The organism is Rhodoferax lacus, from assembly GCF_003415675.1.
Taxonomy (GTDB): domain Bacteria; phylum Pseudomonadota; class Gammaproteobacteria; order Burkholderiales; family Burkholderiaceae_C; genus Allorhodoferax; species Allorhodoferax lacus.
Genome location: NZ_QFZK01000018.1, coordinates 1 through 23,178 on the forward strand (window position 1 = coordinate 1; position 23,178 = coordinate 23,178).

Annotated in this window: 18 protein-coding genes; 9 read left to right on the forward strand and 9 right to left on the reverse strand. The window is 63.2% G+C overall.

Annotated elements, in window-relative coordinates:
• Both DIC66_RS18830 and DIC66_RS18835 read right to left on the reverse strand, forming a co-directional pair.
• Positions 1-589 (reverse strand): dihydrodipicolinate synthase family protein (locus DIC66_RS18830; protein ID WP_147321354.1); only part of this gene is annotated, 589 nt, incomplete at its 3' end.
• A gap of 27 nt (positions 590-616) precedes the next feature.
• Positions 617-2,341 (reverse strand): IlvD/Edd family dehydratase, encoded by a 1,725-nt coding sequence (locus tag DIC66_RS18835; RefSeq protein WP_117179784.1) that lies wholly within the window; start codon positions 2,339-2,341, stop codon positions 617-619.
• A 142-nt stretch (positions 2,342-2,483) separates the two neighbouring features.
• On the opposite strand from DIC66_RS18835, the gene DIC66_RS18840 reads away from it, so the two are divergent.
• On the forward strand, positions 2,484-3,272 hold the full coding sequence (locus DIC66_RS18840) for an SDR family NAD(P)-dependent oxidoreductase (RefSeq protein ID WP_117179727.1): 789 nt from the start codon (positions 2,484-2,486) through the stop codon (positions 3,270-3,272).
• 84 nt (positions 3,273-3,356) lie between these two features.
• Here the strand turns inward: DIC66_RS18840 and DIC66_RS18845 are convergent, their stop codons facing one another.
• Entirely contained in the window at positions 3,357-3,956 is a 600-nt protein-coding gene (locus tag DIC66_RS18845; RefSeq protein WP_147321355.1) for a hypothetical protein, read from the reverse strand.
• A 131-nt stretch (positions 3,957-4,087) separates the two neighbouring features.
• On the opposite strand from DIC66_RS18845, the gene DIC66_RS18850 reads away from it, so the two are divergent.
• A complete protein-coding gene (locus DIC66_RS18850) occupies positions 4,088-5,080 on the forward strand; it encodes an NAD(P)H-binding protein (RefSeq protein WP_117179729.1) in 993 nt (330 codons plus the stop codon).
• A 123-nt stretch (positions 5,081-5,203) separates the two neighbouring features.
• A complete protein-coding gene (gene ypfH, locus DIC66_RS18855; protein ID WP_117179730.1) occupies positions 5,204-5,830 on the forward strand; it encodes an esterase in 627 nt (208 codons plus the stop codon).
• Between the two features lies 1 nt (position 5,831).
• Here ypfH and DIC66_RS18860 read toward each other — a convergent pair whose 3' ends face one another.
• Positions 5,832-6,803, reverse strand: a complete 972-nt coding sequence (locus DIC66_RS18860; protein ID WP_117179731.1) for a LysR family transcriptional regulator — start codon at positions 6,801-6,803, stop codon at positions 5,832-5,834.
• An 85-nt stretch (positions 6,804-6,888) separates the two neighbouring features.
• On the opposite strand from DIC66_RS18860, the gene DIC66_RS18865 reads away from it, so the two are divergent.
• From DIC66_RS18865 to DIC66_RS18890, 6 genes are all read left to right on the forward strand, one after another.
• Positions 6,889-8,067, forward strand: a complete 1,179-nt coding sequence (locus tag DIC66_RS18865; protein ID WP_117179732.1) for a fumarylacetoacetate hydrolase family protein — start codon at positions 6,889-6,891, stop codon at positions 8,065-8,067.
• 153 nt (positions 8,068-8,220) lie between these two features.
• Positions 8,221-9,297, forward strand: a complete 1,077-nt coding sequence (gene chvE / locus DIC66_RS18870; RefSeq protein WP_117179733.1) for a multiple monosaccharide ABC transporter substrate-binding protein — start codon at positions 8,221-8,223, stop codon at positions 9,295-9,297.
• Positions 9,298-9,382: 85 nt separating this feature from the next.
• Positions 9,383-10,915, forward strand: coding sequence for a multiple monosaccharide ABC transporter ATP-binding protein (mmsA, locus tag DIC66_RS18875; protein WP_117179734.1), 1,533 nt, complete (start codon positions 9,383-9,385; stop codon positions 10,913-10,915).
• Positions 10,916-10,917: 2 nt separating this feature from the next.
• Positions 10,918-12,123, forward strand: a complete 1,206-nt coding sequence (gene mmsB, locus DIC66_RS18880; RefSeq protein ID WP_117179735.1) for a multiple monosaccharide ABC transporter permease — start codon at positions 10,918-10,920, stop codon at positions 12,121-12,123.
• 8 nt (positions 12,124-12,131) lie between these two features.
• A complete protein-coding gene (locus DIC66_RS18885; RefSeq protein ID WP_117179736.1) occupies positions 12,132-13,100 on the forward strand; it encodes a 2-dehydro-3-deoxygalactonokinase in 969 nt (322 codons plus the stop codon).
• Positions 13,097-13,729 carry a 2-dehydro-3-deoxy-6-phosphogalactonate aldolase gene (locus tag DIC66_RS18890; protein WP_117179737.1) on the forward strand — a complete coding sequence of 211 codons (633 nt, stop codon included), beginning with the start codon at positions 13,097-13,099 and terminating at the stop codon, positions 13,727-13,729. Before DIC66_RS18885 ends, DIC66_RS18890 begins: the two co-directional genes overlap by 4 nt.
• Positions 13,730-13,775: 46 nt before the next feature.
• Here DIC66_RS18890 and DIC66_RS18895 read toward each other — a convergent pair whose 3' ends face one another.
• The 5 genes from DIC66_RS18895 to DIC66_RS18915 are packed head-to-tail and all read right to left on the reverse strand — an operon-like array spanning position 13,776 to position 23,142.
• Positions 13,776-19,505, reverse strand: a complete 5,730-nt coding sequence (locus DIC66_RS18895) for a hybrid sensor histidine kinase/response regulator (protein ID WP_117179738.1) — start codon at positions 19,503-19,505, stop codon at positions 13,776-13,778.
• A gap of 27 nt (positions 19,506-19,532) precedes the next feature.
• A complete protein-coding gene (locus DIC66_RS18900) occupies positions 19,533-21,806 on the reverse strand; it encodes a methyl-accepting chemotaxis protein (RefSeq protein ID WP_117179739.1) in 2,274 nt (757 codons plus the stop codon).
• A gap of 20 nt (positions 21,807-21,826) precedes the next feature.
• The gene (locus tag DIC66_RS18905) at positions 21,827-22,345 is read right to left on the reverse strand and encodes a chemotaxis protein CheW (RefSeq protein WP_117179740.1); all 519 of its coding nucleotides are present in this window, start codon (positions 22,343-22,345) and stop codon (positions 21,827-21,829) included.
• Positions 22,346-22,354: 9 nt separating this feature from the next.
• On the reverse strand, positions 22,355-22,720 hold the full coding sequence (locus DIC66_RS18910; RefSeq protein WP_117179785.1) for a response regulator: 366 nt from the start codon (positions 22,718-22,720) through the stop codon (positions 22,355-22,357).
• Complete coding sequence (locus DIC66_RS18915) at positions 22,720-23,142, reverse strand: response regulator (protein WP_117179741.1); 423 nt, start codon at positions 23,140-23,142, stop codon at positions 22,720-22,722. Before DIC66_RS18915 ends, DIC66_RS18910 begins: the two co-directional genes overlap by 1 nt.
• Positions 23,143-23,178 lie beyond the last annotated feature (36 nt).

The following is a 23,178-nucleotide window of genomic DNA, read 5'->3' on the forward strand; positions in this document are numbered from 1 at the left end:
CCCACGGCCCTTCGATGGCTTCGCCGCCCAGGCGGATCAGCTCGCGCAGCTTGGAGGCCGCCCCTGCGGTTTCGATCTTGAAGTAGCAGACGTTCTCGATTTCCTTGGCCATGCGCGCCAGGAAGGCGGCCGACAGCGGCGTGCCGCTGACCGGTGCATCCTGGATCATGATGGGGATGTGGATGGCATCCGACAGGCGGGCGTAAAACTCGTAGATTTTTTCTTCACTCACGCGGATGGTGGCACCGTGGTAGGGCGGCATCACCATCACCATGGCCGCACCGGCCTCCTGGGCGCGCACACTGCGCTGGGCACAGACCCCGGTGCCGAAATGCGTGGTGGTGACGATCACCGACACGCGGCCGTTCACGTGCTTCAGGATGGCCTGTGTCAACACCTCGCGCTCTTCGTCCGAGAGCACAAACTGCTCGGAAAAGTTGGCCAAAATGCACAGGCCCGTGGAGCCCGCGTCAATCATGAAATCCACACAGCGCAGCTGGCTGTCCAGATCGAGTTCGCCGCTGGGCGTGAAGGTGGTGGGCACCACGGGAAATACGCCGCGGTAACGGGGCTTGGACAGGCTATGCATGGTGGCGACGGGCGGAGTGAAAAGGTTTCAATGTGAATCGCGCGGAATGCCGGCACCACTGCCGCCCACCAGAAAGTCCAGGTCGGCACCCAGGTGCGCCTGCTGCACGGTTTCCACATACAGCTTCTGGTAGCCGCGCTTGGGCGCCTCGGGCGCCACCCACAGCTTGCGGCGCTCGGCCAGCACTTCGTCACTCACCTCCAGGTGGATGCGCCGGCCTGCCACGTCGAGTTCAATCATGTCGCCGTTCTGCACCAGGGCCAGCGGGCCACCGGCGGCCGCTTCGGGCGAGGTGTGCAGCACCACGGTGCCGTAGGCGGTGCCGCTCATGCGGCCGTCGCTGATGCGCACCATGTCGGTAATGCCTTTTTTCAGCACCTTGGGTGGCAGCGGCATATTGCCCACCTCGGCCATGCCGGGGTAGCCGCGCGGACCGCAATTCTTCAGCACCATGACGCAGTTCTCATCCACATCCAGGTCGTCGCTGTCGATGCGCGCATGCAGGTCTTCGATGTTCTCGAACACCACGGCGCGGCCGCGGTGCTGCATCAAGTGGGCCGAGGCGGCAGACGGTTTGATCACCGCGCCATTGGGCGCCAGGTTGCCGCGCAGCACGGCAATGCCGGCGTCCTTCATGAAGGGTTCGTCCGGCGTCTTGATGACCTCGCGGTTGTAGCAAGGCGCGCTGGCAATGTTTTCGCCAATCGTCTTGCCGTTGGCGGTGAGGGCTTCGGTGTGCAGCAGGTTCTGGATCTCGCGCATCACCGCGGGCAGGCCACCGGCGTAGTAGAAATCTTCCATCAGGTATTTGCCGGAAGGCTGCAGGTTCAAGAGGCAAGGCACCTGCGCGCCCAGCGTGTCCCAGTCTTCCAGGTTCAGCTTGATGCCCATGCGTCCGGCAATGGCGATCAGGTGGATCACTGCGTTGGTGGAGCCGCCAATGGCGGCATTGGTGCGGATGGCGTTCTCAAAGGCTTCGCGGGTCAGGATCTTGGACATCTTCATGTCCTGCTCCACCATCTCCACAATGCGCCGGCCGCTCATTTGCGCCAGGCGGTTTCTGCGCGTGTCGGCGGCGGGGATGGCAGCATTTTCCGGCAGGCTCATGCCCAGGGCTTCGACCATGCTGGCCATGGTGCTGGCCGTGCCCATGGTCATGCAGTTGCCCTTGGAGCGGTGCATGTCGGACTCGGCGGCGGTGAAGTCGGCTTGCGTCATCTCACCAGCGCGCACCATCTCCGACATCTGCCACACGCCCGTGCCCGAGCCAATGTCCTTGCCGCGGAACTTACCGTTGAGCATGGGGCCGCCAGAGATGCCGATGGTGGGCAGGTCGCAGCTGGCCGCGCCCATCAACAGCGAGGGCGTGGTCTTGTCGCAGCCCATGAGCAGCACCACGCCGTCAATCGGGTTGCCGCGGATGCTCTCTTCCACGTCCATGCTGGCCAGGTTGCGAAACAGCATGGCGGTGGGGCGCAGCTGCGTCTCGCCCAGGGACATCACGGGGAATTCCAGCGGGAAGCCACCGGCTTCGTACACGCCACGTTTGACGAACTCGGCCAGTTCCCGGAAGTGGCCATTGCAGGGGGTGAGCTCGCTCCAGGTGTTGCAAATGCCGATGACCGGGCGGCCATCGAGCTCGTCGTGGGGGTAGCCCTGGTTCTTGATCCAGCTGCGGTGCACAAAGCCGTCCTTGTCGTTGCGGCCAAACCAGGCCTGGCTGCGGCGGAAGGGGTATTTCTTGGAATCCATGGTGTCGTCCTCGTATGTGTTTTTTGCAGAGCGGCTGGCGCTGAACCTCTTGACAACAGGCATCCTAGCAAGGCACATTGATAAAGGAAAATCAAGTTATCAGTGTTTGATATATACAAATTGCAATAGATCAGGAATCCGCATGCCCTCTCTCCCCCCCCTCTCCACCAAGCTCGCCCGCTACCCCAGCCTGCAAGGCCAGCGCGTTTTCATCACCGGTGGCGGCACCGGTATCGGCGCGGCCATGGTCGAAGCCTTTGCCGAGCAGGGCGCCCAAGTCGCCTTTGTCGATTTTGCCGAGGCCGAGAGCCTGGCCCTGGTGGAAAAAATTGCCGCCGCCGGCCATGTGAAGCCCTGGTTCTGCCAGTGCGATGTGCGTGATGTGGCCGCGCTGCAAAAGGCTGTGGCCGATGCTTCGGCCGCCCTGGGTGACTTCTCCACCCTGATCAACAACGTGGCGCGCGATGACCGCCACACGCTGGAATCGGTCACGCCCGAATACTGGGAAGAGCGCATGGCGGTGAACCAGCGCCCGGCCTTCTTCGCCATCCAGGCCATCGCTCCCGGCATGAAGCGCCTGGGGGGAGGATCCATCATCAACTTCGGGTCGACCGGCTGGCAGACCAAGGGCAGCACCTACCCCTGCTACGCCATCGCCAAGTCGGCCGTCAACGGCCTCACCCGCGGTCTGGCCGGCAGCCTGGGGCAGGACCGCATCCGCGTGAACACCATCTCGCCGGGCTGGGTGATGACCGAGCGCCAGATCAAGATGTGGCTCAACGATGAAGGGGAGAAGGAGATCAAGCGCAACCAGTGCCTGCCCGACAAACTGCAACCATCCGACGTGGCGCGCATGGCGCTGTTCCTGGCCTCCGATGACGGCGCCATGTGCACGGCGCAGGAGTTCAAGGTGGATGCGGGGTGGAACTAAAGGGGAGGTCTGACGCGAAATGACGGGGGACTGCGGCCTGTGCCATGCATGGCGCCGCGAGGGTCCCCCGGGGTCTGCAAGGGCTTATTGTTTGGTCAGTTGGATCTTTGAAAAATAGCCACCTATGCTATCCATTTGGCCACCCGGATTGACGAGCAAATAGAGCTTGCTGCCTTCCATGAGGTAGCCAACCCTGGTAGTCGTTACGTTGAATGGAAAACTTCCGCTCCACTTGGAGAGAGTGGTCCCGCTGATGCCAACATCTGCAATATTGGCGGTACCACTTTTATTAACGCCACCCTTGAATTCGCTGTCTGCGGCGGCTTGCGCCGTGATGACCTTGGTCGTGGTGGTAGCCGTCAAAGTACCAGTGAGTGTCACATCAGCTTTTTTATTTGCGTCGATGCATCCTGCCGATGTATAGCTCTTGGCGTTGAAGGAAAAATCAGCGTTCGTGCTGCCTTTCGGGTTGCTGATCTGCAAGGTGTAGCTTTCCAAGCCGCTGCTATTTGGACTGTCGGAGCAGCCATTGGCATAGGTCCCCTGCATCGCAGCAAACGTGTTGGATGCGCTGGGTGGGGTTGTATTGGAATTGCTGCTGCCGCCTCCGCCACAAGCTGCGAGAAGCAGCGCGGGCAAGCAAATGGAAGCGGCCGTAAAAATAGTACTGTGTGTGACTTTCATAGGAATCTTTAGTTGAGTTTGAGGAAATTACTCAATGCGCAATCGAGTACTTCTCAGGCTAAGGACGGGCAATTTTTTTACGATGGACAATGTGTTTTCGCAAACAATGTGTCGAAAAACAGGGGGAACGCATGACCGCACGCCGCGTCTTTGTCATAGGTGCCACCGGCACCATCGGGCAGGCCACGGTGCGTGCGTTGGTGCGGCAGGGACACCACGTGGTGTGTTTTGTGCGCCCCACATCCGGTGTGGGCGGCAAGCTGGGCGCTGAGGACTGTGCCCGGCTGTTCCCGGGTGCCGAGGTGCGAGTTGGCAACGTCACGGACCCGCAGTCCTTGGCGCGCGAGGGCTTTTGTGGCGAGCACTTTGATGGGCTGGTGTCCTGCATGGCATCGCGCACCGGCGCGCCGCAGGACGCCATGGCCATTGACTACCAGGCCCATGTGCATGCCCTGCAGGCAGCCCGGCAGGCGGGTGTGACCCACATGGTGTTGCTGTCCGCCATCTGCGTGCAAAAGCCGCGTCTGGCCTTTCAGCACGCCAAGCTGGCCTTCGAGCGCGAGCTGATGGCATCTGGCCTGACCTACTCCATCGTGCGGCCCACGGCCTATTTCAAGTCTCTCTCCGGCCAAGTGGAGCGGGTGAAAAAAGGCAAGGCCTTTCTGGTGTTTGGCGATGGCACGCTGACCGCCTGCAAGCCCATCAGCGACGACGACCTGGGCGACTTTATGGCTGGCTGTCTGAACGACCAGAGCCGCCACAACCGCGTCCTGCCCGTGGGCGGCCCGGGCCCGGCCATCACACCGCGGCAACAGGGTGAACTGCTGTTTGCATTGCTGGGCCAGCCACCACGCTTCAAGCAGGTGCCGGTGGCTTTGTTGGACACCATCATCACCGTACTGGGCTGGCTGGGGCGTGTGGTGCCCGCGCTTGCAGCCAAGGCAGAGCTGGCGCGCATTGGCCGCTACTACGCCACCGAGTCGATGCTGGTGTGGGATGCGGACCAGGGCCGCTATGACGCGGCGGCAACGCCGTCCCATGGCACGCGCACCTTGGCTGACCACTACCGCGATCTGCTGAGCGGAACTGCCCACAATGAGCGTGGCGACCACGCGGTTTTTTGACACAAGCGGCGGATCCATCCCCAGCTGTTCAAACAAATGAAACGACGTCGTGAATTGGGGTGCAGACCTTCCCAGCCCCTGTCGCATACCATGCCCGCAACTCCTCCCCTTTCAAAGCGCACCATGCCCGCATCCATCGTCATCCAGAAGCCAGCCGGCGCAGCCCGGCAACTCATTTTGTTATTCCACGGCGTGGGCTCGAACGCGCAGGACCTGGTGCCTGTGGGCCAACAATTTGCAGCCAGGTTCCCTGAGGCAATGGTGGTAAGCCTCGAAGGCCTGCAGCCATCGGACTTTGGACAAGGCCGCCAGTGGTTCTCTGTGGCTGGCATTACCGAAGAGAGCAGGCCTGCACGCATTGCGGCCGTCATGCCAGCGTTTCAGGCGCTCATCGCGCAACTGCAGCAAACCTCAGGCGTGTCGGCTGACAAGACCACGCTGATTGGCTTTTCCCAGGGCTCCATCATGTCCCTGGAATCCACCCAGAAGGCACCTGCACTGGCTGGCCACGTGATTGCCTTCTCGGGCCGTTTTGCAGGTGCTCCCCACGTCGCGCCCGTGGGCACGGCGATTCACCTGATCCATGGCGACGCTGATGCCGTGATTTCCGTGGACCAGAGCCGCAATGCAGCCAAGCAACTGCAGGCATTGGGCGCCAGCGTTTCGCTGGACATTGAACCCGGCATGGGCCACGGCATCAACGCGCACATGATGTCATTGGCCCTGGGCAAATTGCCGGCCCAGGAATAGTTCACGCGCCCGGCAGCACCTCGGCAGGCGCCAGCCCATACACCGTCTGCGCTGCCACGCGTATGGCGCGCAGCATCACCTCGGCTGCGGGTGACAGCAGCCGGTCGCGCCGGGTGATGATGCCGAAGGCCTCCATCTGGCAGGGCAGGTCTATGGGCAGGATGGACAGCAGGCCGTGTGAGGCGTAGTAGCGCGCCACGTCGGTGGCCAGCACACTGAGCATGTCGCTTTCCTGCAGCATCTTGGTGGTGAACAGCAGGGCGCCGGTCTCGATCAGGTTCACCGGCGCGCGCAGGCCCAGTTCCTGGAACATCAGCTCAAAGCGGTGCCGCAGCACACTGCCCGCAGGCGGCACGATCCAGCCCGCATCGGCCATGTCTTTCAGGTTCAGGTTTTTTGATTCCAGCATCGGGTGGCCGGGTCGCGCCACCACGCTGATGGGCTCTTCGGTCAGCACTTCGTAGCGCAGGTCGCTCTTGTCGTGCTGCGCAAACAGGCGCGCCACCAGGATGTCGAGCTTGTTCTGGTTGAGCTTTTCGATCAGCACGTCGCTGGTCTCGATCTGCAGCGACACGCGCAGGTCCGGGTGGTTGGCCTTGACCAGCTTCACCGCCTCGGGCAGCACCACCAGTGCAGGCGAGGTAATGGCGCCTATGCTCACCTGGCCAAACTGGCCGGCCTTGGCGGCCTGCAGTTCATCGTGCGCCTGGTTGAGCGAGGCCAGTGCCACACGCGCGTGGCGGATCATGGTCTCGCCATACCAGGTGGGGCGCATGCCGCGCGGCAGGCGCTCGAACAGCGGCACCTCCAGCACATCTTCCAGGTCCTTGAGCAACTTGCTGGCCGCGGGCTGGCTCATGTTGAGCACCTGGGAGGCGCGGTGGATGTTGCCCTCCTCTGCCAGCGCCACCAGCAACAGCAGTTGCCGGGTCTTGAGACGGGCGCGGATAAACCAGTGGTTGTAGTTGGTCATGGATGTTGGACTGATCCCTGTTTCGGTATGGAAGAGGGTCGATAAACGATTAGAACATTATCAATCGCCTTCGTATCATGGCCGCATGCACACACACGCCTTTCTGCCCCACGACCTGACCACAGGCACCCTGGTCACCCGCATCTGGAACCCCGCAGGCCCGGGCGGACCCTCGGTGGCGGTGGTCCGCGCCGATGGCATCTACGACCTCTCGCGTCACGTGCCCACTATGAGCACCCTGCTGGAGGCCGCGCAGCCTGCCAGCCTGGTGCAGGGCTACGCAGGCGTGCGGGTGGGTTCTCTGGAAGAGGTGCTGGCCAACAGCACCGAGGCCGGGCGCGACGAACGCAAACCCTTCTTCCTCTCGCCCTGCGACCTGCAGGTGGTCAAGGCTGCCGGTGTCACCTTTGCCACCAGCATGGTGGAGCGCGTGATCGAGGAAAAGGCCGGTGGCGACGCCAGCCGCGCCCAGGCCTTGCGTGCGCAGGTGTTGGCGCAAATCGGCACGGACCTCTCGAGCATCAAGCCCGGCTCGGAGCAGGCGATGCAACTCAAGGCGGCGCTGCAGGCCCAGGGCATCTGGTCGCAATACCTGGAGGTGGGCATAGGCAAAGATGCCGAGGTGTTTACCAAGGCGCCGGTGCTGTCCTCGGTGGGCACCGGAAGTGATGTGGGCATACGCGCCGACTCGCACTGGAACAACCCCGAGCCCGAGGTGGTGCTGGCTGTGAACAGCCGCGGCGTGATCCAGGGCGCGGCCCTGGGCAATGACGTCAACCTGCGCGACATCGAGGGCCGCAGCGCCCTGCTGCTGGGCAAAGCCAAGGACAACAATGCCTCCTGCGCCATAGGCCCCTTCATCCGCCTGTTTGATGCCAGCTTTACCTTGGACCATGTGCGGCGCGAGGTCGTGCACCTGCGGGTGACCGGGGAAGACGGCTTTGTGATGGATGGCGTGAACTCCATGGACCAGATCAGCCGCGATCCGCTGGAGCTGGTGCAGCAGGTCATGGGCGCGCACCAGTACCCGGATGGTTTCATGCTGTTCCTGGGCACGCTGTTTGCGCCCACGCAGGACCGTGGCCAGAAGGGTGCGGGCTTCACCCACCACCTGGGCGACACGGTGCGCATCAGCAGCCAGCACCTGGGCGCTTTGTGCAACCGGGTCAGCCACAGCGAGACTGCTGCGCCCTGGCAGTTTGGCCTGCGCGCCCTGTTCAACAACCTGGCTGCGCGCGGTCTGCTGGACAGCACGCCCTTGTGAGTGGTCTGGGCCGCGACCCAAGGGTAACCACCAATCCACGAATTGCTATCTAAAGTGCCCTAATCTCAATTGGAAGATTATCGATGGTGTTCATATGATCCAGCATCTTTGACCACAGGCCAAAGAGCATCCCACCACATACAGGAGACAAGAATGAACGCACGCAGATACACCCTCAAGGCACTGGCCGCCGGTCTGGCACTCGGCTTCTCGCTCGCAGCCCCCGTGGCGCAGGCACAGGACAAGGGCACCGTCGGCGTGGCCATGCCCACCAAGACGTCTACCCGCTGGGTGAGCGATGGCAACAGCATGGTCGCAGCCCTGGCTGCCAAGGGCTACAAGACCGACCTGCAGTACGCAGACGATGACATCCCCAACCAGCTGGCCCAGATCGAGAACATGATCACCAAGGGTGTGAAGGTTCTGGTGATTGCCTCCATCGACGGCACCACCCTCTCCAACGCGCTGCAAAAAGCCGCCGACAAGGGCATCAAGGTCGTGGCCTATGACCGCCTGATCGTGGGCAGCAAGAACGTGGACTACTACACCACCTTCGACAACTTCCAGGTCGGCGTGCTGCAAGCCCAGTCGCTGGAAAAAGCACTGGGCCTCAAAGAAGGCAAGGGCCCGTTCAACATCGAGCTGTTCGGTGGTTCGGCCGATGACAACAACGCCTTCTTCTTCTACGACGGCGCCATGTCCGTGCTGCAGCCCTACATCGACAAGGGCAAGCTGGTGGTGCAGAGCAAACAGGTCGGCATGAACAAGGTCTCGACCCTGCGCTGGGATGGCGCTGTGGCCCAGGCCCGCATGGACAACCTGCTGAGCGCCTTCTATGGCAACAAGCGCGTGGACGCGGTCCTGTCCCCCTACGACGGCCTGAGCATCGGCATTCTGTCCTCGCTGAAGGGCGTGGGCTACGGCTCGGCTTCGCAGCCTTACCCCTTTGTTTCCGGCCAGGATGCCGAAGTGCCTTCAGTGAAGTCCATCATCCGCAAGGAACAGTACTCCACCATCTTCAAGGACACGCGTGAGCTGGCCAAGGTTACGGCCAACCTGGTGGACGCAGTGCTCTCCGGCAAGGCGCCCGAGATCAACGATACCAAGACCTACAACAACAAGGTCAAGGTCGTGCCCTCTTACCTGCTCAAGCCGGTGCCTGTGGACCTCTCCAACTACAAGGCCGTGCTGGTTGGCAGCGGCTACATCAAGGAAGAGCAGCTGAAGTAATTCGGTAGCGGGCTTTTCGTGAAAGGCCCTGTGCACCGCTGCACAGGGCCTTTTTCATTCAACGCATACAGCAGGCAAGGCACACATGACAGACCCCATTCTTGAAATGCGTGGCATCAAAAAATCGTTCCACGGCGTGCGCGCTTTAAGCAACGTGAACCTGACGGTGCAGCCCGGCGAGATCCACGCCATCGTGGGCGAAAACGGCGCTGGCAAGTCCACGCTGATGAAGGTGCTCTCGGGCGTCTACCCGCATGGCGACTTCGAAGGCCAGATCCGCTTCCAGGGCCAGGACTGCCACTTCAAGGGCATTGCCGACAGCGAGCACAAGGGCATCATCATCATCCACCAGGAGCTGGCACTCGTGCCGCTGCTCTCGATTGCCGAGAACATCTTTCTGGGCAACGAGCAGGCCACAGCCGGTGTGATCAACTGGACCACCTCGTTTGTGAAGACACAGGCGCTGCTGAAAAAAGTGGGCCTGAAGGAATCACCCAGCGCGCTCATCACCAACCTGGGTGTGGGCAAGCAGCAGCTGATTGAAATTGCCAAGGCCCTGTCCAAGGAAGTCAAGCTGCTGATCCTGGACGAGCCCACCGCCAGCCTGAACGAGACCGACAGCGACGCCCTCCTGGAGCTGCTGCTGGAATTGAAGCGCCAGGGCATCACCTGCATCCTGATCTCGCACAAGCTCAACGAGATTTCCAAGGTGGCCGACAGCATCACCGTGCTGCGCGATGGTGCCACTGTGGCCTCCTTGGATTGCCGTGCCGGCAAGATCAGCGAAGACACGGTGATCCGCCACATGGTGGGCCGTGAGATGGCGGACCGGTATCCGAAGCGCACACCGAATATTGGCGACAAGGTCTTTGAAGTCAAAAATTGGAAGGTGCACCACGAGGTGCACCCGGAGCGCGTGGTCATCAAGAACGTGGACCTGCATGTGAACCGTGGCGAGATCGTCGGCATTGCCGGCCTCATGGGCGCAGGCCGCACCGAACTGGCCATGAGCATTTTTGGCAAGACCTATGGCAAGGGCATCAGCGGCGAGGTGTTCCTGCATGGCAAAAAGGTGGACACCAGCACCGTGCAAAAAGCCATTGCCAACCGCATTGCCTACGTCACCGAAGACCGCAAGGGCTACGGCCTGGTGCTGGACGAAACCATTGCCTGGAACACCACGCTGGCCAACCTGGCTGCCGTCTCCAGCCACAGCGTGATTGACGAGGGCCGCGAGTTCAAGGTGGCCGAGGACTACCGCAAAAAGCTCAACATCCGCTCCCCCGATGTGTTTGCCCGCACGGTGAACCTGTCGGGTGGCAACCAGCAAAAAGTGGTGTTGAGCAAATGGCTGTTCTCCGACCCCGAGGTGCTGATATTGGATGAGCCCACGCGCGGCATTGACGTGGGCGCCAAGTACGAGATCTACACCATCATTGCGCAGCTGGCCGCCGAGGGCAAATGCGTGCTGATGATCTCCAGCGAGATGCCCGAACTGCTGGGCATGTGCGACCGCATCTGCGTACTCAACGAAGGCAAGTTTGTTGCCGAATTCACGGCCTCTGAGGCCACCCAGGAAAAAATCATGCGATCCATCGTGACATCAGGAGTGAACTGACCATGGCAACCAACACCCTTGAAACCCAGGCCGCAGAGGCCGCTGCCAATGCCAACACGGGCGGCAGCTTTCTGAAAAACAACCTGCGCGAATATGGCCTGTTGATCTCCCTGGTGGTGATCATGGTCTTCTTCCAGGTGCAGACCAACGGCACACTGTTCCAGCCACTGAACCTTACCAACCTGATCCTGCAAAACAGCTACATCATCGTCATGGCCCTGGGCATGCTTCTGGTGATTGTGGCCGGCCATATTGATCTGTCGGTGGGCTCGGTCAGCGGCTTTGTGGGGGCCTGTGCAGCGGTGCTGATGGTCAACCACGGCATGCACTTTGTGCCCGCCACCATCATCTGTCTGGTGCTGGGCGGCGTGATTGGCGCAGCCCAGGGCTACTGGGTGGCCTTCTACAAAATCCCGTCTTTTATTGTCACGCTGGCCGGCATGCTGGTGTTCAAGGGCCTGGCCCTGGCCGTGCTGGAGGGTTCGTCCGTGGGCCCCTTCCCCGAAGACTTCCAGCTGCTCAGCACCGGCTTCATCCCCGACCCCTTCCATGGTGAGGCCCTGCGCATCACCTCTCTGGTGGCGGGCATTCTGATGGCGCTGGTGCTGCTCATCACCAAGGTGCGCGGCCGCGCCGAGCGTGTGAAGCACGGCATGGAGAGCGAACCGGCCCTCCTGTTCATGGTGAAAAACCTGGTGTTCGCGAGCATGATTGCGGCCTTCAGCTACATGCTGGCCTCGTACAAGGGCCTGCCCAATGTGCTCATCGTCATGCTGCTGCTCATGCTGGTGTATGACTTTGTGACGTCCCGCACAACGTTGGGCCGGCGCATCTACGCGCTGGGCGGCAACGAGAAGGCCGCGCGTCTCTCGGGCATCAAGACCGAGCGCCTGACGTTCTACACCTTCATCAACATGGGCGTGCTCTCGGCCCTGGCCGGGCTGATTTTTGCGGCGCGCCTGAACACCGCCACCCCCAAGGCTGGCCTGGGCTTTGAGCTCGATGTGATTGCCGCCTGCTTTATCGGTGGCGCCTCTGCTTCGGGCGGCGTGGGCAAGGTGCTGGGCGCAGTCATTGGCGCCTTCATCATGGGCGTGATGAACAACGGCATGTCCATCATGGGCATTGGCATTGACTACCAGCAGGTCATCAAGGGCCTGGTGCTGCTGGCCGCTGTGTGCGTGGACGTCTACAACAAAAAGAAATAATCCACGGCATGAATGAACGCAGCACCATGACGCAAACCGCTGAAGCACCTTTTATAGGCATCGACTGGGGCACCACGCACCGGCGTGTGTACGCACTCAACCCACAGGGCGTGTGCACGCAAACGTTTGCCGATGACGAAGGCGCGCTGGCCTGCAAGGGCCGCTTTGCAGAGGCTCTGGATTCCGCCCTGCAAAGCATGCAGGTGCAGCCCGCGCAGGTGCTGCTCTCAGGCATGGTGGGCAGTGCGCTGGGCTGGCAGGAAGTGCCCTATGTGGATGGCAGCGTGGCGCTGGCCGATTTGCCGCGCCACCTGGTGCGCGTGCGCGAAGCCGCCGGTAGTGCAACGGGCCAGGCAACTGGCAATGCCGAGAAGCTGATTGTTCCCGGCTACTGCGTGCGCAACGCCTGGGGCCAGCCCGATGTGATGCGTGGCGAAGAAACCCAGCTGCTGGGCGCCTGGGCGCTGGGCCACCACAGTGGCTGGTTTGTGCTGCCCGGAACGCACAGCAAATGGGTGGAGCTGCAGGCCGGGCGCATTGTGCAGTTGCGCACCTACATGACCGGCGAACTCTTTGACATGCTGGGCCGGCAGGGCACGGTGGCCGCCGCGGCCGGCACGGCCGAGCAGGTGTGGGATGTGGCCGCGTTTGCACAGGGCGTGCAGTCGGCCGCCCACAGCACGCTGAGCCACCAGCTCTTTGGCTGCCGCGCCCGGGTGGTCTGCGGGGATATGCCCGCCAGCAGCGCCAGGTCGTACCTCAGCGGTCTGTTGATTGGTGCCGAGCTGCACGACGTGCTGCGCAGCAGTGGCGATGCGCTGCGCTCCAGCCCCGTCCACTTTCTGGGCGCGTCCGAATTGGCGCGCCACTACCTGGCCGCCGCCCAGCCCTTGCAACTGCGCTTTGAGGTGCTGGATGCCCAGGCTGCCTACCTGGCGGCGTTGGCCTATATTCAAAGTGCCTGGAAGAAACCATGACTGCTGTTCACCCCTTGTTGACCCAAGCCCGGCGCATGCCGCTGGTTGCCATCTTGCGCGGGCTCGACCCTGCCAACGCCGAGGCGATCGGGGCCGCCCTGGTACAGAGCGGCTTTCGCGCGCTGGAGGTGCCGCTCAACCGGCCCGGCGCACTGGAGTGCATTGAAATTCTCGGCCGCACGCTGCCAGCCGATGTGCTGGTGGGCGGCGGCACCATGCTCACGCCTGAGCATGTGGACGCGGTGCACGCCGCCGGTGGGCGATTGATGGTGTCGCCCAACTGCGACGCGCGGGTGATTGCGCGCGCAGTGAGCTTGGGCATGCTGGCCGTGCCGGGTGTGGTCACGCCCACCGAGGCCTTTGCGGCACTGCAAGCCGGTGCGCATGCGCTCAAGCTGTTTCCCTGCGACATGGTGGGCGTGGGCGGGCTCAAGGCGCTCAAATCGGTACTGCCTGCGGGCACCGACCTGTGGCCTGTGGGCGGCATTGCACCCGACACCATGGCACCCTGGATAGCCGCCGGCGCCACCGGCTTTGGTATCGGCAGCCAGCTCTACACACCGGGCAAGTCGGCCCGCGATGTGACCGACATGGCGGTGAAATACGTGCAGGCCTGGCAAGCGCTTTGAACGCAGCCTGGCGGCCCGTGAGGCACCGCCCGGCTGTGCAGCGCCCCTACTCTTCCACCGCCTCTGCGCAGTACGAGCGGATCAGCGCCAGCAAGGCATCTTCCGAATAGGGCTTGCCCAGGTAGTGGTCCACACCGAGTTCGAGCGCATGGTCACGGTGCTTTTGGGCAATGCGCGAGGTGATCATGATCACCGGCAGATCGCGCAGTTTGTCGTCGTTGCGGATGTTGCGCACCAGGTCAAAGCCGTCCATGCGCGGCATCTCGATATCGGACAGCACCACAGCCGGTTTCTCCTGTGCCAGCACCTCCAGCGCATGCAGGCCGTCGTTGGCCAGGGCCACGCGGAAGCCTTCGCGCTTGAGCAGGCGCTGCGTCACGCGGCGTACGGTGATGGAGTCATCCACCACCAGCACCAGCGGTGCCTGCGTTACGCCTGCCTCGGGCTTCACGGGCACAGTGCCTGCGGCGTCCGTGGAGGCCGCAAGGGCCGAGTGGCTCTCCATCAGGGCACGGGCCGAGGCGCCATACACCGTGGCCAAGGCCACCGGGTTGTAGATCAGCACCACCGCACCCGAGGCCAGCACCGACATGCCGGCCAGGCCCGGCAGGCGCGCGAGTTGCGGCCCCAGGTTCTTGACCACGACTTCGCGGTTGCCCAGCACTTCGTCCACGTGCAGGGCCAGGCGCTGGCCCGCGCTGCGCAGCACGGCCACCGGCAGCATGCGCGCGGCAGGCTCTGCGCTGCGGCCCGAGACCTGCAACAGGGCACCACCCCAATAGAACGCAATGTCCTGCCCGGACAGCGCGTAGGCACCGCGCTGGTAGGCCGCCTGCACGTCTTCAAGCGGCGCACGCAAAATGGTTTCCACCAGATTGGAGGGCACACCAAAGGTGAGCTCACCCATGCGCAGCATCACCACCTGGGTGACGGCTGTGGTCAGCGGCAGCACCAGACGGAAGGTGGTGCCCACACCGGTTTTGGTTTGGGTATCCACCACGCCGCCCAGGGCGTTGAGTTCGGTCAGCACCACATCCATGCCGATGCCCCGGCCCGAGAGTTCGGTCACTTCGGTGGCCGTGGAAAAGCCCGGCTTGAACAGCAACTGGGCCGCGGCTGCGTCACTGAGTTCCGCGTCGGCCGCAATCAGATGGTTGGCAATGGCCCGGGCGCGAATCTTGTCCAGGTGCAGGCCGCCGCCATCGTCCTTGAAGGTCACCGACACGTCGTTGCTTTCCTGGTGCACGGTGATGGTGATGGCACCCACTGCGGGCTTGCCCGCTGCGGCACGCACGGCCGCACTTTCAATGCCGTGCGCCACGGCGTTGCGCAAAATATGTTCGAAGGCCGGCGTCATGCGGTCCAGCACGCCGCGGTCCATCTCGATGCTGCCGCCCACGATTTCGAGCTTGACCGCTTTTTCTGATTCCTTGGCGGACTGGCGCACCACGCCATAGAGCCGCTCGGCAATGCCGTCGAACTCCACCATGCGGGTGCGCAGCAGGTCGCGCTGCAGTTCACGCGCCTGGCGGGCCTGGGCATTGAGGTCGTCTTCCGCGCCTTCCAGCGCGCGCTGCAGATTGCGCTGCACGGTGGCCACGTCGTTGACCGACTCGGCCATCATGCGGGTGAGCTCCTGCACGCGGGTAAAGCGGTCGAACTCCAGCGGGTCAAACGCCTGCGCATCTTCCTTGGTGTGCGCCATGCGCGACTGCATTTGCGATTCGGCCTGCACTTCCACGTCGCGCAATTGCTGGCGCAAGCGCTCCAGGTTGCCACCCAGATCGCCCAGGCCGCTGCGCATCTGCAGCACGCGGGCGTCCAGCCGGGAGCGGCTGATCATCACCTCACCCGCCTGGTTGACCAAGCGGTCCAGCAGCTGCGTGCGTACCCGCACGGACTGCCCGGAGGTGCCACGTGGTGCATGGCGCATGACCTGCTCCAGGCTGACCGGCGGGGCGTGGGCCACCGGCGCTTCGGCCGGGGCCACCAGTGCGTCAGCGGGAGTTGCTTCTGCTTCTTCGTCAGCTGTGTCGGCCGGGCTTGCCAAGGGCTGGCTGATGTCCTGGCGCGGCGCCAGATCCAGCGCATCGAGCGTGTTCTGCAGGGCGTCGAGCTGACCCAGCAGGGGCTCCAACTGCTCCGTCGTGAGGTCTTCAATACCAAGGGCCTCCACACCGGACTCCATGGTGTGTGACATCTCGCCCAGGCGCATGGCACCGGCCAGGCGGGCACTGCCCTTGAGGGTGTGCAGCACGCGCAGGGCTTCGGCCCGCGCGCCCAGGTTGTCCGGGCGTGCCACCCATTGGCGCAGGGCCGTGCCCAGGGCCGGCATCAGCTCCTGTGCTTCTTCCTGGAAGATGGGGAACAGGTCGGTATCCAGATGGTCTTCGGCTGCTGCGGGCTTGTCATGCGCTGCAGGAACGGCCAGTGCCTGAGGTACCTCGGTAACCAGCACGGGCGCCGCAAACTCGGCGGCAATGATGTCTTTGAGGGCCTGCAGCAAGGCTGCGTCATGGGGCTTGAGGAAGCCAGCGGCGAACTGGTGCAGCAGGCGGCGAATTTCTTCGGCGGCGTCATTGAAGACCTGTGCATGCTGGGCCGTGCCCTGGTCGTGCAGCTTGACGTGCTCGAGTGCATGTTCCAGCGTGCGCGCCACCTCGGCCAGGGCGGTGAAGCCGACGGTGGCCGCTATGCCGCCCAGGGAGTGCGCCAGCGCGATGGTGGAGTCTGCAATCGGGTGATGAATCTCCATCGCCCATTCGCTGAGCTCCACCTGCAAGCGGCGCGACCATTCGTCCGCCTCATTGAGAAAGACGTTGTACAGGGGAATGCCCAGGCGCAAATCACCGATGACCTTGACCTGCTCTTCGGCACCGGTGTCGGGAACTGCGTCCAGCACTGGCTCGGGCACAGGCTCTGCTTCTGCTTCTGCTTCTGCTTCTGCTTCTGCTTCTGCTTCTGCTTCTGCTTCTGCTTCTGCTTCTGCTTCTGCTTCTGCTTCCAGCGGCGCTACAGGCGCGTCTTCGGCTTCAGCGGGTGCCGGTGCCTCCAGGAATTGTGGGTCCAGTTCCAAACCTGGGAAGTCCAGGTCACCCAGGTCAATTTCCGGTGCAGCGAGCTCGGGCTCAGGCACCGACAGCTGCAGGGCTTTGGGATCAAAGGTCTGGGTGGATTCAAACTCCGGGCGCAGCAGGGAATCCGAATCCGGCACGATGTCCTGCAAGTCCAAGCCGGTTTGGGTAGCTGAAAAGTCCGGGATTTCAAACGCCGCGGGCAGCTCCAGGGAATCCGTCAACCGGGTATTGGCAAAATCCACGGGGGCCGGTGTATGCGGTTTATGCGGTGTGTGTGGCGCAAGCACCGTTTCCTCGGGCGGGAGCGGTTCGGGTTGCACCGAGTCATCAAACACCGGGAAGGCCGAGGGCACTTCGTCACCGGCACCGGGTACCTGCAGTGGCAAGGCCTCGCCATGCAGGCGCATGGCGTCCGCACTGGCACGAAAGCCTGCCGCGCTCCAGAGTCCGCCGGCATTGCCGGAAATGTCTTCAATCCAGCGGCCAAACGCCGACATGCCCACGGTAGAGAGAGAGATCAGTGCATCGCTGGCGGGCTTGTGCTCGGCCAGCCAGGCATTGAACATCTGCTCAAAGGCCCAGGCGGCTTCGCCGAACTCGGTGAGCCCGACCATGCGCGAGCTTCCCTTGAGGGTATGGAAGGCCCGGCGCAAGGTGGTCTGCTCGGCCAGGTTGGCGGGGTCCATGGCCAGGGCGCGTGCGGCGGCCAGTCCGGCCAGCACCACCTCGCGGGCTTCTTCCAGAAAGATGTCCTGCAGGTCTTCTTCATCCTCTGCCGCTTCGGCCACTTTCAATTCGGAAGCAACTGCTTCTGCAACTTCCGCTTCGGGCTCTGCCAACGATTGCAGCTCGGGCACGGAGGGCGCGGCTGGGGCCGGGGCCTCCTGTGGCACAGCTTTCTGTGCAGGTGCTTCTTCCAGCGCAGGCGCATGGGTGCGCTCGCGCCCCATCAAGGGCTTGAACTCACCGGCCTCTTCGTCATACACAAAGAGCTTCTTGGCCATGGCGCGCTGGTAGCTCAGCATGTCGATCAGCAGACCGAGGGCACCCAGACTGTTGCCCAGGCGCTCAAAGACGCCGGTGCGTGCGGCAGCAATGTCGAGCTCATCCACCAGCAGGTGATCCACGCTGGCGCGCATGCGCAAGGAGGCCAGGGCCGGTTGGTCCAGTCCCAGCACCGAGAACACGCCGCGCATTTGCGACAGGCGCCCGGGCACTTCGCGCAGGGGCGCCTTGTCGGTGGGGTTGCGGAAGAACTGGTCCAGTGACTTTTCCACCTCGGCCAGGGAGGCGCGCAACTCATCCACCACGCTGCCCATGGTCTGGCGCTCGCTCACGCGCCGGTACAGCTCTTCCATCCAGGCTTCCAGTGGCTCGGGCTCGGCGCCGTCCAGCACCAGCTGCAGGCGTTTGGCCAGGCGCGCACTGCGCTCGGCCATCTGGTCATCGGTGGGGTCCAGGTCTTCGTAAGCGGCTTCGAGATACAGAATGGAGGTGGCAACTTCCATGGCCACGGATGGCGCGGGTGCCGTTGCGCTGCGCAGGGTTGCGTCGATAACACCGGTGAGGGCATGCGCCAGGGCGCTGCTGTGCGGGTGCAGCTTGACGATGGATTCGGCAACGGCAGCGAACTGCTCGCCGGTCTGCTTGAGGCGGTTGGTGTCACCACCGGCCAGGGCCGACCAGGTCTCGGCCGCAGCGGCAATGCGCTTGCGCGCCAGCACCAGCTGGGCCGGATCGAAGCGGCCAAACTGCTCGGCGCTGTAGTTCACGGCAACGCTGTCCTGCAGGCCATAGGCCAGGCGCACGGCGGCCAGAACGGCGGCGGGTTGCTGCGGCAGTGCCTGGGCCTGGGCGCAGAAAAACACCAGGTCCTGCGCCAGCCGTTCGCTGGGGCCGGACTCGCCCTTGGCCAGGGTGGCGTACTGCTGCAGGATGCGCGAGGCGGTGCGCTTGGTGTAGATGTCCGCGGGCAACAGGCCCAGCCCCACGGCCTGGAAATAGGCCGCTGCAATGGCCCAGAAGCTATGCGCCTCCAGCGTGCCATGGCCCGCGGCCAGGCCCAGGCAGGTCTGTGCCAGCTTGGCCGCAGCGTGGGGGTCTGCGGTCTTGACGATCTTCAGTACCGAATGGTCCAGGCGGGCGCGCACCTCGGGCGAATAGGCCAGGGGCGGCACATCGGCAGGCAGGGTCACGGCGTTCCAGCGCCACTCCAGCGGCCACAGGTCGGCCGGGTGGATGCGGTCGGCCCCGGCTAGCTCCATCACCGCGCGGTACTGCGGAAACAGCGCCACGCTGGAGGCCTGTTTGCCCTTGAGCAAACCTTCCAGGTATTCGGTCAGGGCGAAGCCGGCGCGCTCAATCCGGATGGCCGCATCGTCGCTGCACAGCTCGGGACGTTGCACAAACTTCTGCACGGCCGACTCCATGGCGTGCAACAGGCGCGCGGGGGCGGGCATGCCCACCATTTCCAGGGCGCCCACGGCCTGATGCAGTTGCTGACGTGCCACGCGCAGGTGGCTGGTGTCGAGTTCGCTGAGCTCGGAGCCGCGTGCCAGTTCGGCATCGCGCACAAAGCGGTGCATGGCTTTGGTGGCGCCGTCCAGTGATTTGCGCAGCTCGTCCAGGACCCAGGCCAGTGGCCCGAGGTCGTTCAGCGCCGGATCGCTTTCTGCTATAGCCGAAGGAGTCGATGCCATGGTTTCAATCTCTAGGGGTTACACGCTTCACACAATCTTGAACCGCGACACGGACTGCCGCAATTCCTCGGCCATGCGCGAGAGCTCGCGCACCTGGCCGGCCGTGACACGGGTGCCCTCGCCGGTCTGCTCGGTCACGGCAAAGATGTGCTGAATATCCTGGGCCATCTCGTTGGCCAGTCCGGCTTCGCGCGAGGCGGAGTTGGAAATCTGCTCGATCAGGTCAGCCACACGGCGCGACACGCGGTCGATTTCGGTGAGCGCCGTGCCGGCGTTGTCCGACAGCTTGGCACCTTCGACCACGCCCTGCGTGGAGCGCTCCATAGCGCCTATGGCATCCTGGGTGTCGGTCTGGATGGCTTTCACCAGCGCGGCAATCTGGCGCGTGGCATCGCCCGAACGTTCGGCCAGACGCTGCACTTCCTCGGCCACCACCGAGAAGCCGCGACCGGCCTCACCGGCACTGGCGGCCTGGATGGCAGCGTTGAGCGCCAGCACGTTGGTCTGCTCGGTAATGTCGGAAATCAGCTCGGTGATTTCACCAATTTCCTGCGAAGACTCGCCCAGTCGCTTGATGCGCTTGGAGGTTTCCTGGATCTGCTCGCGGATCGAGTTCATGCCGCCAATGGCGTTTTGCACGGCTTTGAGGCCCGACTCGGAAGCCTGCAGCGACTGGCGCGCCACACGGGCTGACTCCTGCGCCTGGACCGACACGTCATTGATGCGACCGGCCATTTCCAGCACGCTCTGGCCGGTCTCGCGGATCTCGTGCAGCTGCTCCTTGGAGGCAGCCAGCAGCTCGGTGGAGGTGGCGTCCACATCGGCGGTGGTTTGCGCCACCTGGGAGGCCGTGTTCTGCACGTTGGCCACCAGCGAGCGCAGCTCTTCGACCGTGTAGTTGACCGAGTCGGCAATGGCACCGGTGATGTCTTCGGTGACGGTGGCTTCCTGTGTGAGGTCGCCTTCGGCCACGGTTTGCAGCTCGTTCATGAGCCGCAAAATGGCGGCCTGGTTGGCGTCGTTCACACGCTTGGCGTGCTGCTCCTGGCGCTCGGCTTCCTGGCGCTGCGCATCCGCTGCCGACTGGCGACGGCGGCTGTCCTGCAATTGCACAAACGACAGGCCACCCGCAGACAGCAAAGCCAGGGCCGCCGCCAGAACCATCAGCACCAGGGCTGTTCCGCCCACGCCGGTCTGGCTGGTGAGCTTGCCCTGCAGTTCTTCGAGGCCGCGGCGCAGGGGTTCACTGTCGGCCACGATGGAGGTCTGGGCCTCGCGTGCAGCCACCAGGCCCTGCAGGTTGTCCAGGATGGCGCCGCTCTTGGCACGCAACTCTTCGTACTGTTTCATCAGCGTATCGAGTTGCTCGCGGGTGGCAGCGTCACGGGCTGCGCCCAGGCGCAACTCGGCGCTGCCATTCTGCAGGCCCAGGGTGACTTCCTTGAAGCTGCTCAGGTCTTTGCCCAGCAAAAATACGGCTTCCGGGCTGGCCCCTTCGGCCGTCAGGAATTCGTTGGACGACTTGCCGATGCGCTGGGTCAGCATGATGAGCTGGCCCACAGCCGACACTTCGGCGGCAGGCGCGTTCTGTTGCACCTTGAGGCTGGAGATGCCCTGGGCCGTCTCCAGCATCGTTCCCGACTGGCGGCTGATCTGGCGCAGCGCCTCGCCAATCTGGGTGAGCGTTTTTTGCTGCAGCAGTACAGCCTTGGCATTTTTCTCGGCACGGTCTACCAGGGGCATGACCTTGTCGAGTTCAGGCCGCATGCTGCTGTCGAGCGCGCTCAGGCGCTGGGTGCTGTCGCCCTCCTGCAGTCCGTGGGTGGCCTTGGCCAGAATGCCAATGCTGTCCGTCACATCGGCAAAGGCCGGCACATTGCCCACCAGGGCCTGGCTCACCGACTTGGCCAGGCGCTGCGACTGCATCAGCGACTGCCCTGTCACACCCAGTTGCTGCGCCACTTTGTCGGACTGGTTGAGCGCAAAGACCGTCACACCGGCCAGGAACAACAATGACACACCCAGCAGGATGCCCAGCACCCGCTGGTGCTGCGCGGCTGTGCGTGCACCCATGCCGGGCAATGCAATCAGGTCGGGGTCCAGCACCTGGGACTTGTCCTGCTGCGCTTGCTCTGTCAGTGCGGCCGGTCGGCTCACTGCCACTTGCCTGGAGACCAGCACCGTCTCGGGCGGCTCGGCATCTCCTGCCTGGTCTGGCATAGCCAGGCTCAGACTCGAATCCAGATCGGATTCATTCGGCTTTTTGGCAAGCAGCTTCTTGATGGAGTCTAGGACGGACATGTTGGGCACCTGGAGATGTACTAAGCACCAATGCTTAAGAAGGTCGGAGACTGTGCCAGCGCGCGCAGGTTGATTTCCTGCCAGAGCTGACCCTCTTTGTCGGTATGGCAGGGGCCAAAATATTCGGGCGCACCGGCAGGTGCTGCGGTGCTGGAAGCAAAGGCATCGCTGCCGCGCAAGCCCGCCAGGCTGTCCACCTGCAGCCCGCAATTCACCTCGAGTTGGGCGTTCAGTGTCACCACGCTGGCCTCGGTGCCGTCAGGTGCGCTGGCACTGCCAGAAACAAAGCGGGCCATGTCCACCACACCCACCAGATTGCCGCGCACATTGAGCACGCCCCTGAACCAGCTTTTGGAATAGGGCACTGCCTGCAGTTGGGACAGGGCGACGATTTCACCCGCCTGTGCCAAGGGCAGCAGGTAGTTGCTGCCGCCTGCGCGTACCGCCAGCCAGGACACTGCAATGCCCTCGCTTTGTGCCGCCTGCAAACGCTTTGCCAGTCGTGCCTGAAGTTCCCTGAGTGCTTCGCGTTTTGCCATCGTTTCGGTTCAGCCCAGCGCCTTGATTTTTGCAAACAGTTCGGCCCCGTCCACCGGCTTGGTGATGTAGTCACGCGCGCCCTGGCGCATGCCCCAGACGCGGTCGGTCTCCAGGCTCTTGCTGGTGCACATGATGATGGGTATGCCGGTGAACTCGGGGGTGCGGCTGATGGAGCGGGTCAGCTGGAAACCGTTTTGCCCTGGCATCACCACGTCCATGAGGATCAGGTCGGGCCGGTCTTCGGCCAGACGGGCAAAGGCTTCGGTGGCATTTTCGGCCGAGCGCACAGCAAAGCCGTTGCGTTGCAGCAGGTCGGTCATGAACAGGGTTTCGGTCTTGGAGTCATCCACGATGAGTACTTTGTGTATGGCCATCATGCGGCTCCCTGCACAGCGGCGCCAAACTGCTGCACGGCCTGCAGCAACTGCTCTTTGGAAAACGGTTTGGTGAGGTAGTCCTGCGCACCGGCCATGCGTCCGCGGGCCTTGTCAAACACACCATCCTTGCTGGACAACATGACCACGGGCACGCTGGAGAAACGGGCGTTTCGTTTGATGATGGCGCAGGTCTGGTAGCCGTCAAGACGCGGCATCAGGATGTCACAAAAAATCAGATGGGGCTGGTAGTCGTTGACTTTGGCCAGGGCGTCAAAGCCGTCCTCGGCAAGCAATACTTCGTGCCCGCCTTGCTTGAGGAATATTTCTGCACTGCGCCGTATGGTGTTGCTGTCGTCCACCACCAGCACTTTCAATACCGTATCTTGGGTACTCACAAGGCTTTCCTCTCCTGAACACATCGCACCTGCCGACTGTAGCGCCGGAGCAGATGCACT

Bases quoted from the DNA above. Each gene is read 5' to 3' on its own strand.
- DIC66_RS18850 (WP_117179729.1), top strand. From the start codon at position 4,088: ATGACCGCACGCCGCGTCTTTGTCATAGGTGCCACCGGCACCATCGGG.
- DIC66_RS18845 (WP_147321355.1), bottom strand. From the start codon at position 3,956: ATGAAAGTCACACACAGTACTATTTTTACGGCCGCTTCCATTTGCTTG.
- mmsA (WP_117179734.1), top strand. From the start codon at position 9,383: ATGACAGACCCCATTCTTGAAATGCGTGGCATCAAAAAATCGTTCCAC.
- DIC66_RS18885 (WP_117179736.1), top strand. From the start codon at position 12,132: ATGAATGAACGCAGCACCATGACGCAAACCGCTGAAGCACCTTTTATA.
- DIC66_RS18890 (WP_117179737.1), top strand. From the start codon at position 13,097: ATGACTGCTGTTCACCCCTTGTTGACCCAAGCCCGGCGCATGCCGCTG.
- DIC66_RS18835 (WP_117179784.1), bottom strand. From the start codon at position 2,341: ATGGATTCCAAGAAATACCCCTTCCGCCGCAGCCAGGCCTGGTTTGGC.
- DIC66_RS18860 (WP_117179731.1), bottom strand. From the start codon at position 6,803: ATGACCAACTACAACCACTGGTTTATCCGCGCCCGTCTCAAGACCCGG.
- DIC66_RS18905 (WP_117179740.1), bottom strand. From the start codon at position 22,345: ATGGCAAAACGCGAAGCACTCAGGGAACTTCAGGCACGACTGGCAAAG.
- DIC66_RS18895 (WP_117179738.1), bottom strand. From the start codon at position 19,505: ATGGCATCGACTCCTTCGGCTATAGCAGAAAGCGATCCGGCGCTGAAC.
- DIC66_RS18900 (WP_117179739.1), bottom strand. From the start codon at position 21,806: ATGTCCGTCCTAGACTCCATCAAGAAGCTGCTTGCCAAAAAGCCGAAT.
- ypfH (WP_117179730.1), top strand. From the start codon at position 5,204: ATGCCCGCATCCATCGTCATCCAGAAGCCAGCCGGCGCAGCCCGGCAA.
- DIC66_RS18865 (WP_117179732.1), top strand. From the start codon at position 6,889: ATGCACACACACGCCTTTCTGCCCCACGACCTGACCACAGGCACCCTG.
- mmsB (WP_117179735.1), top strand. From the start codon at position 10,918: ATGGCAACCAACACCCTTGAAACCCAGGCCGCAGAGGCCGCTGCCAAT.
- chvE (WP_117179733.1), top strand. From the start codon at position 8,221: ATGAACGCACGCAGATACACCCTCAAGGCACTGGCCGCCGGTCTGGCA.
- DIC66_RS18915 (WP_117179741.1), bottom strand. From the start codon at position 23,142: ATGTGTTCAGGAGAGGAAAGCCTTGTGAGTACCCAAGATACGGTATTG.
- DIC66_RS18840 (WP_117179727.1), top strand. From the start codon at position 2,484: ATGCCCTCTCTCCCCCCCCTCTCCACCAAGCTCGCCCGCTACCCCAGC.
- DIC66_RS18910 (WP_117179785.1), bottom strand. From the start codon at position 22,720: ATGGCCATACACAAAGTACTCATCGTGGATGACTCCAAGACCGAAACC.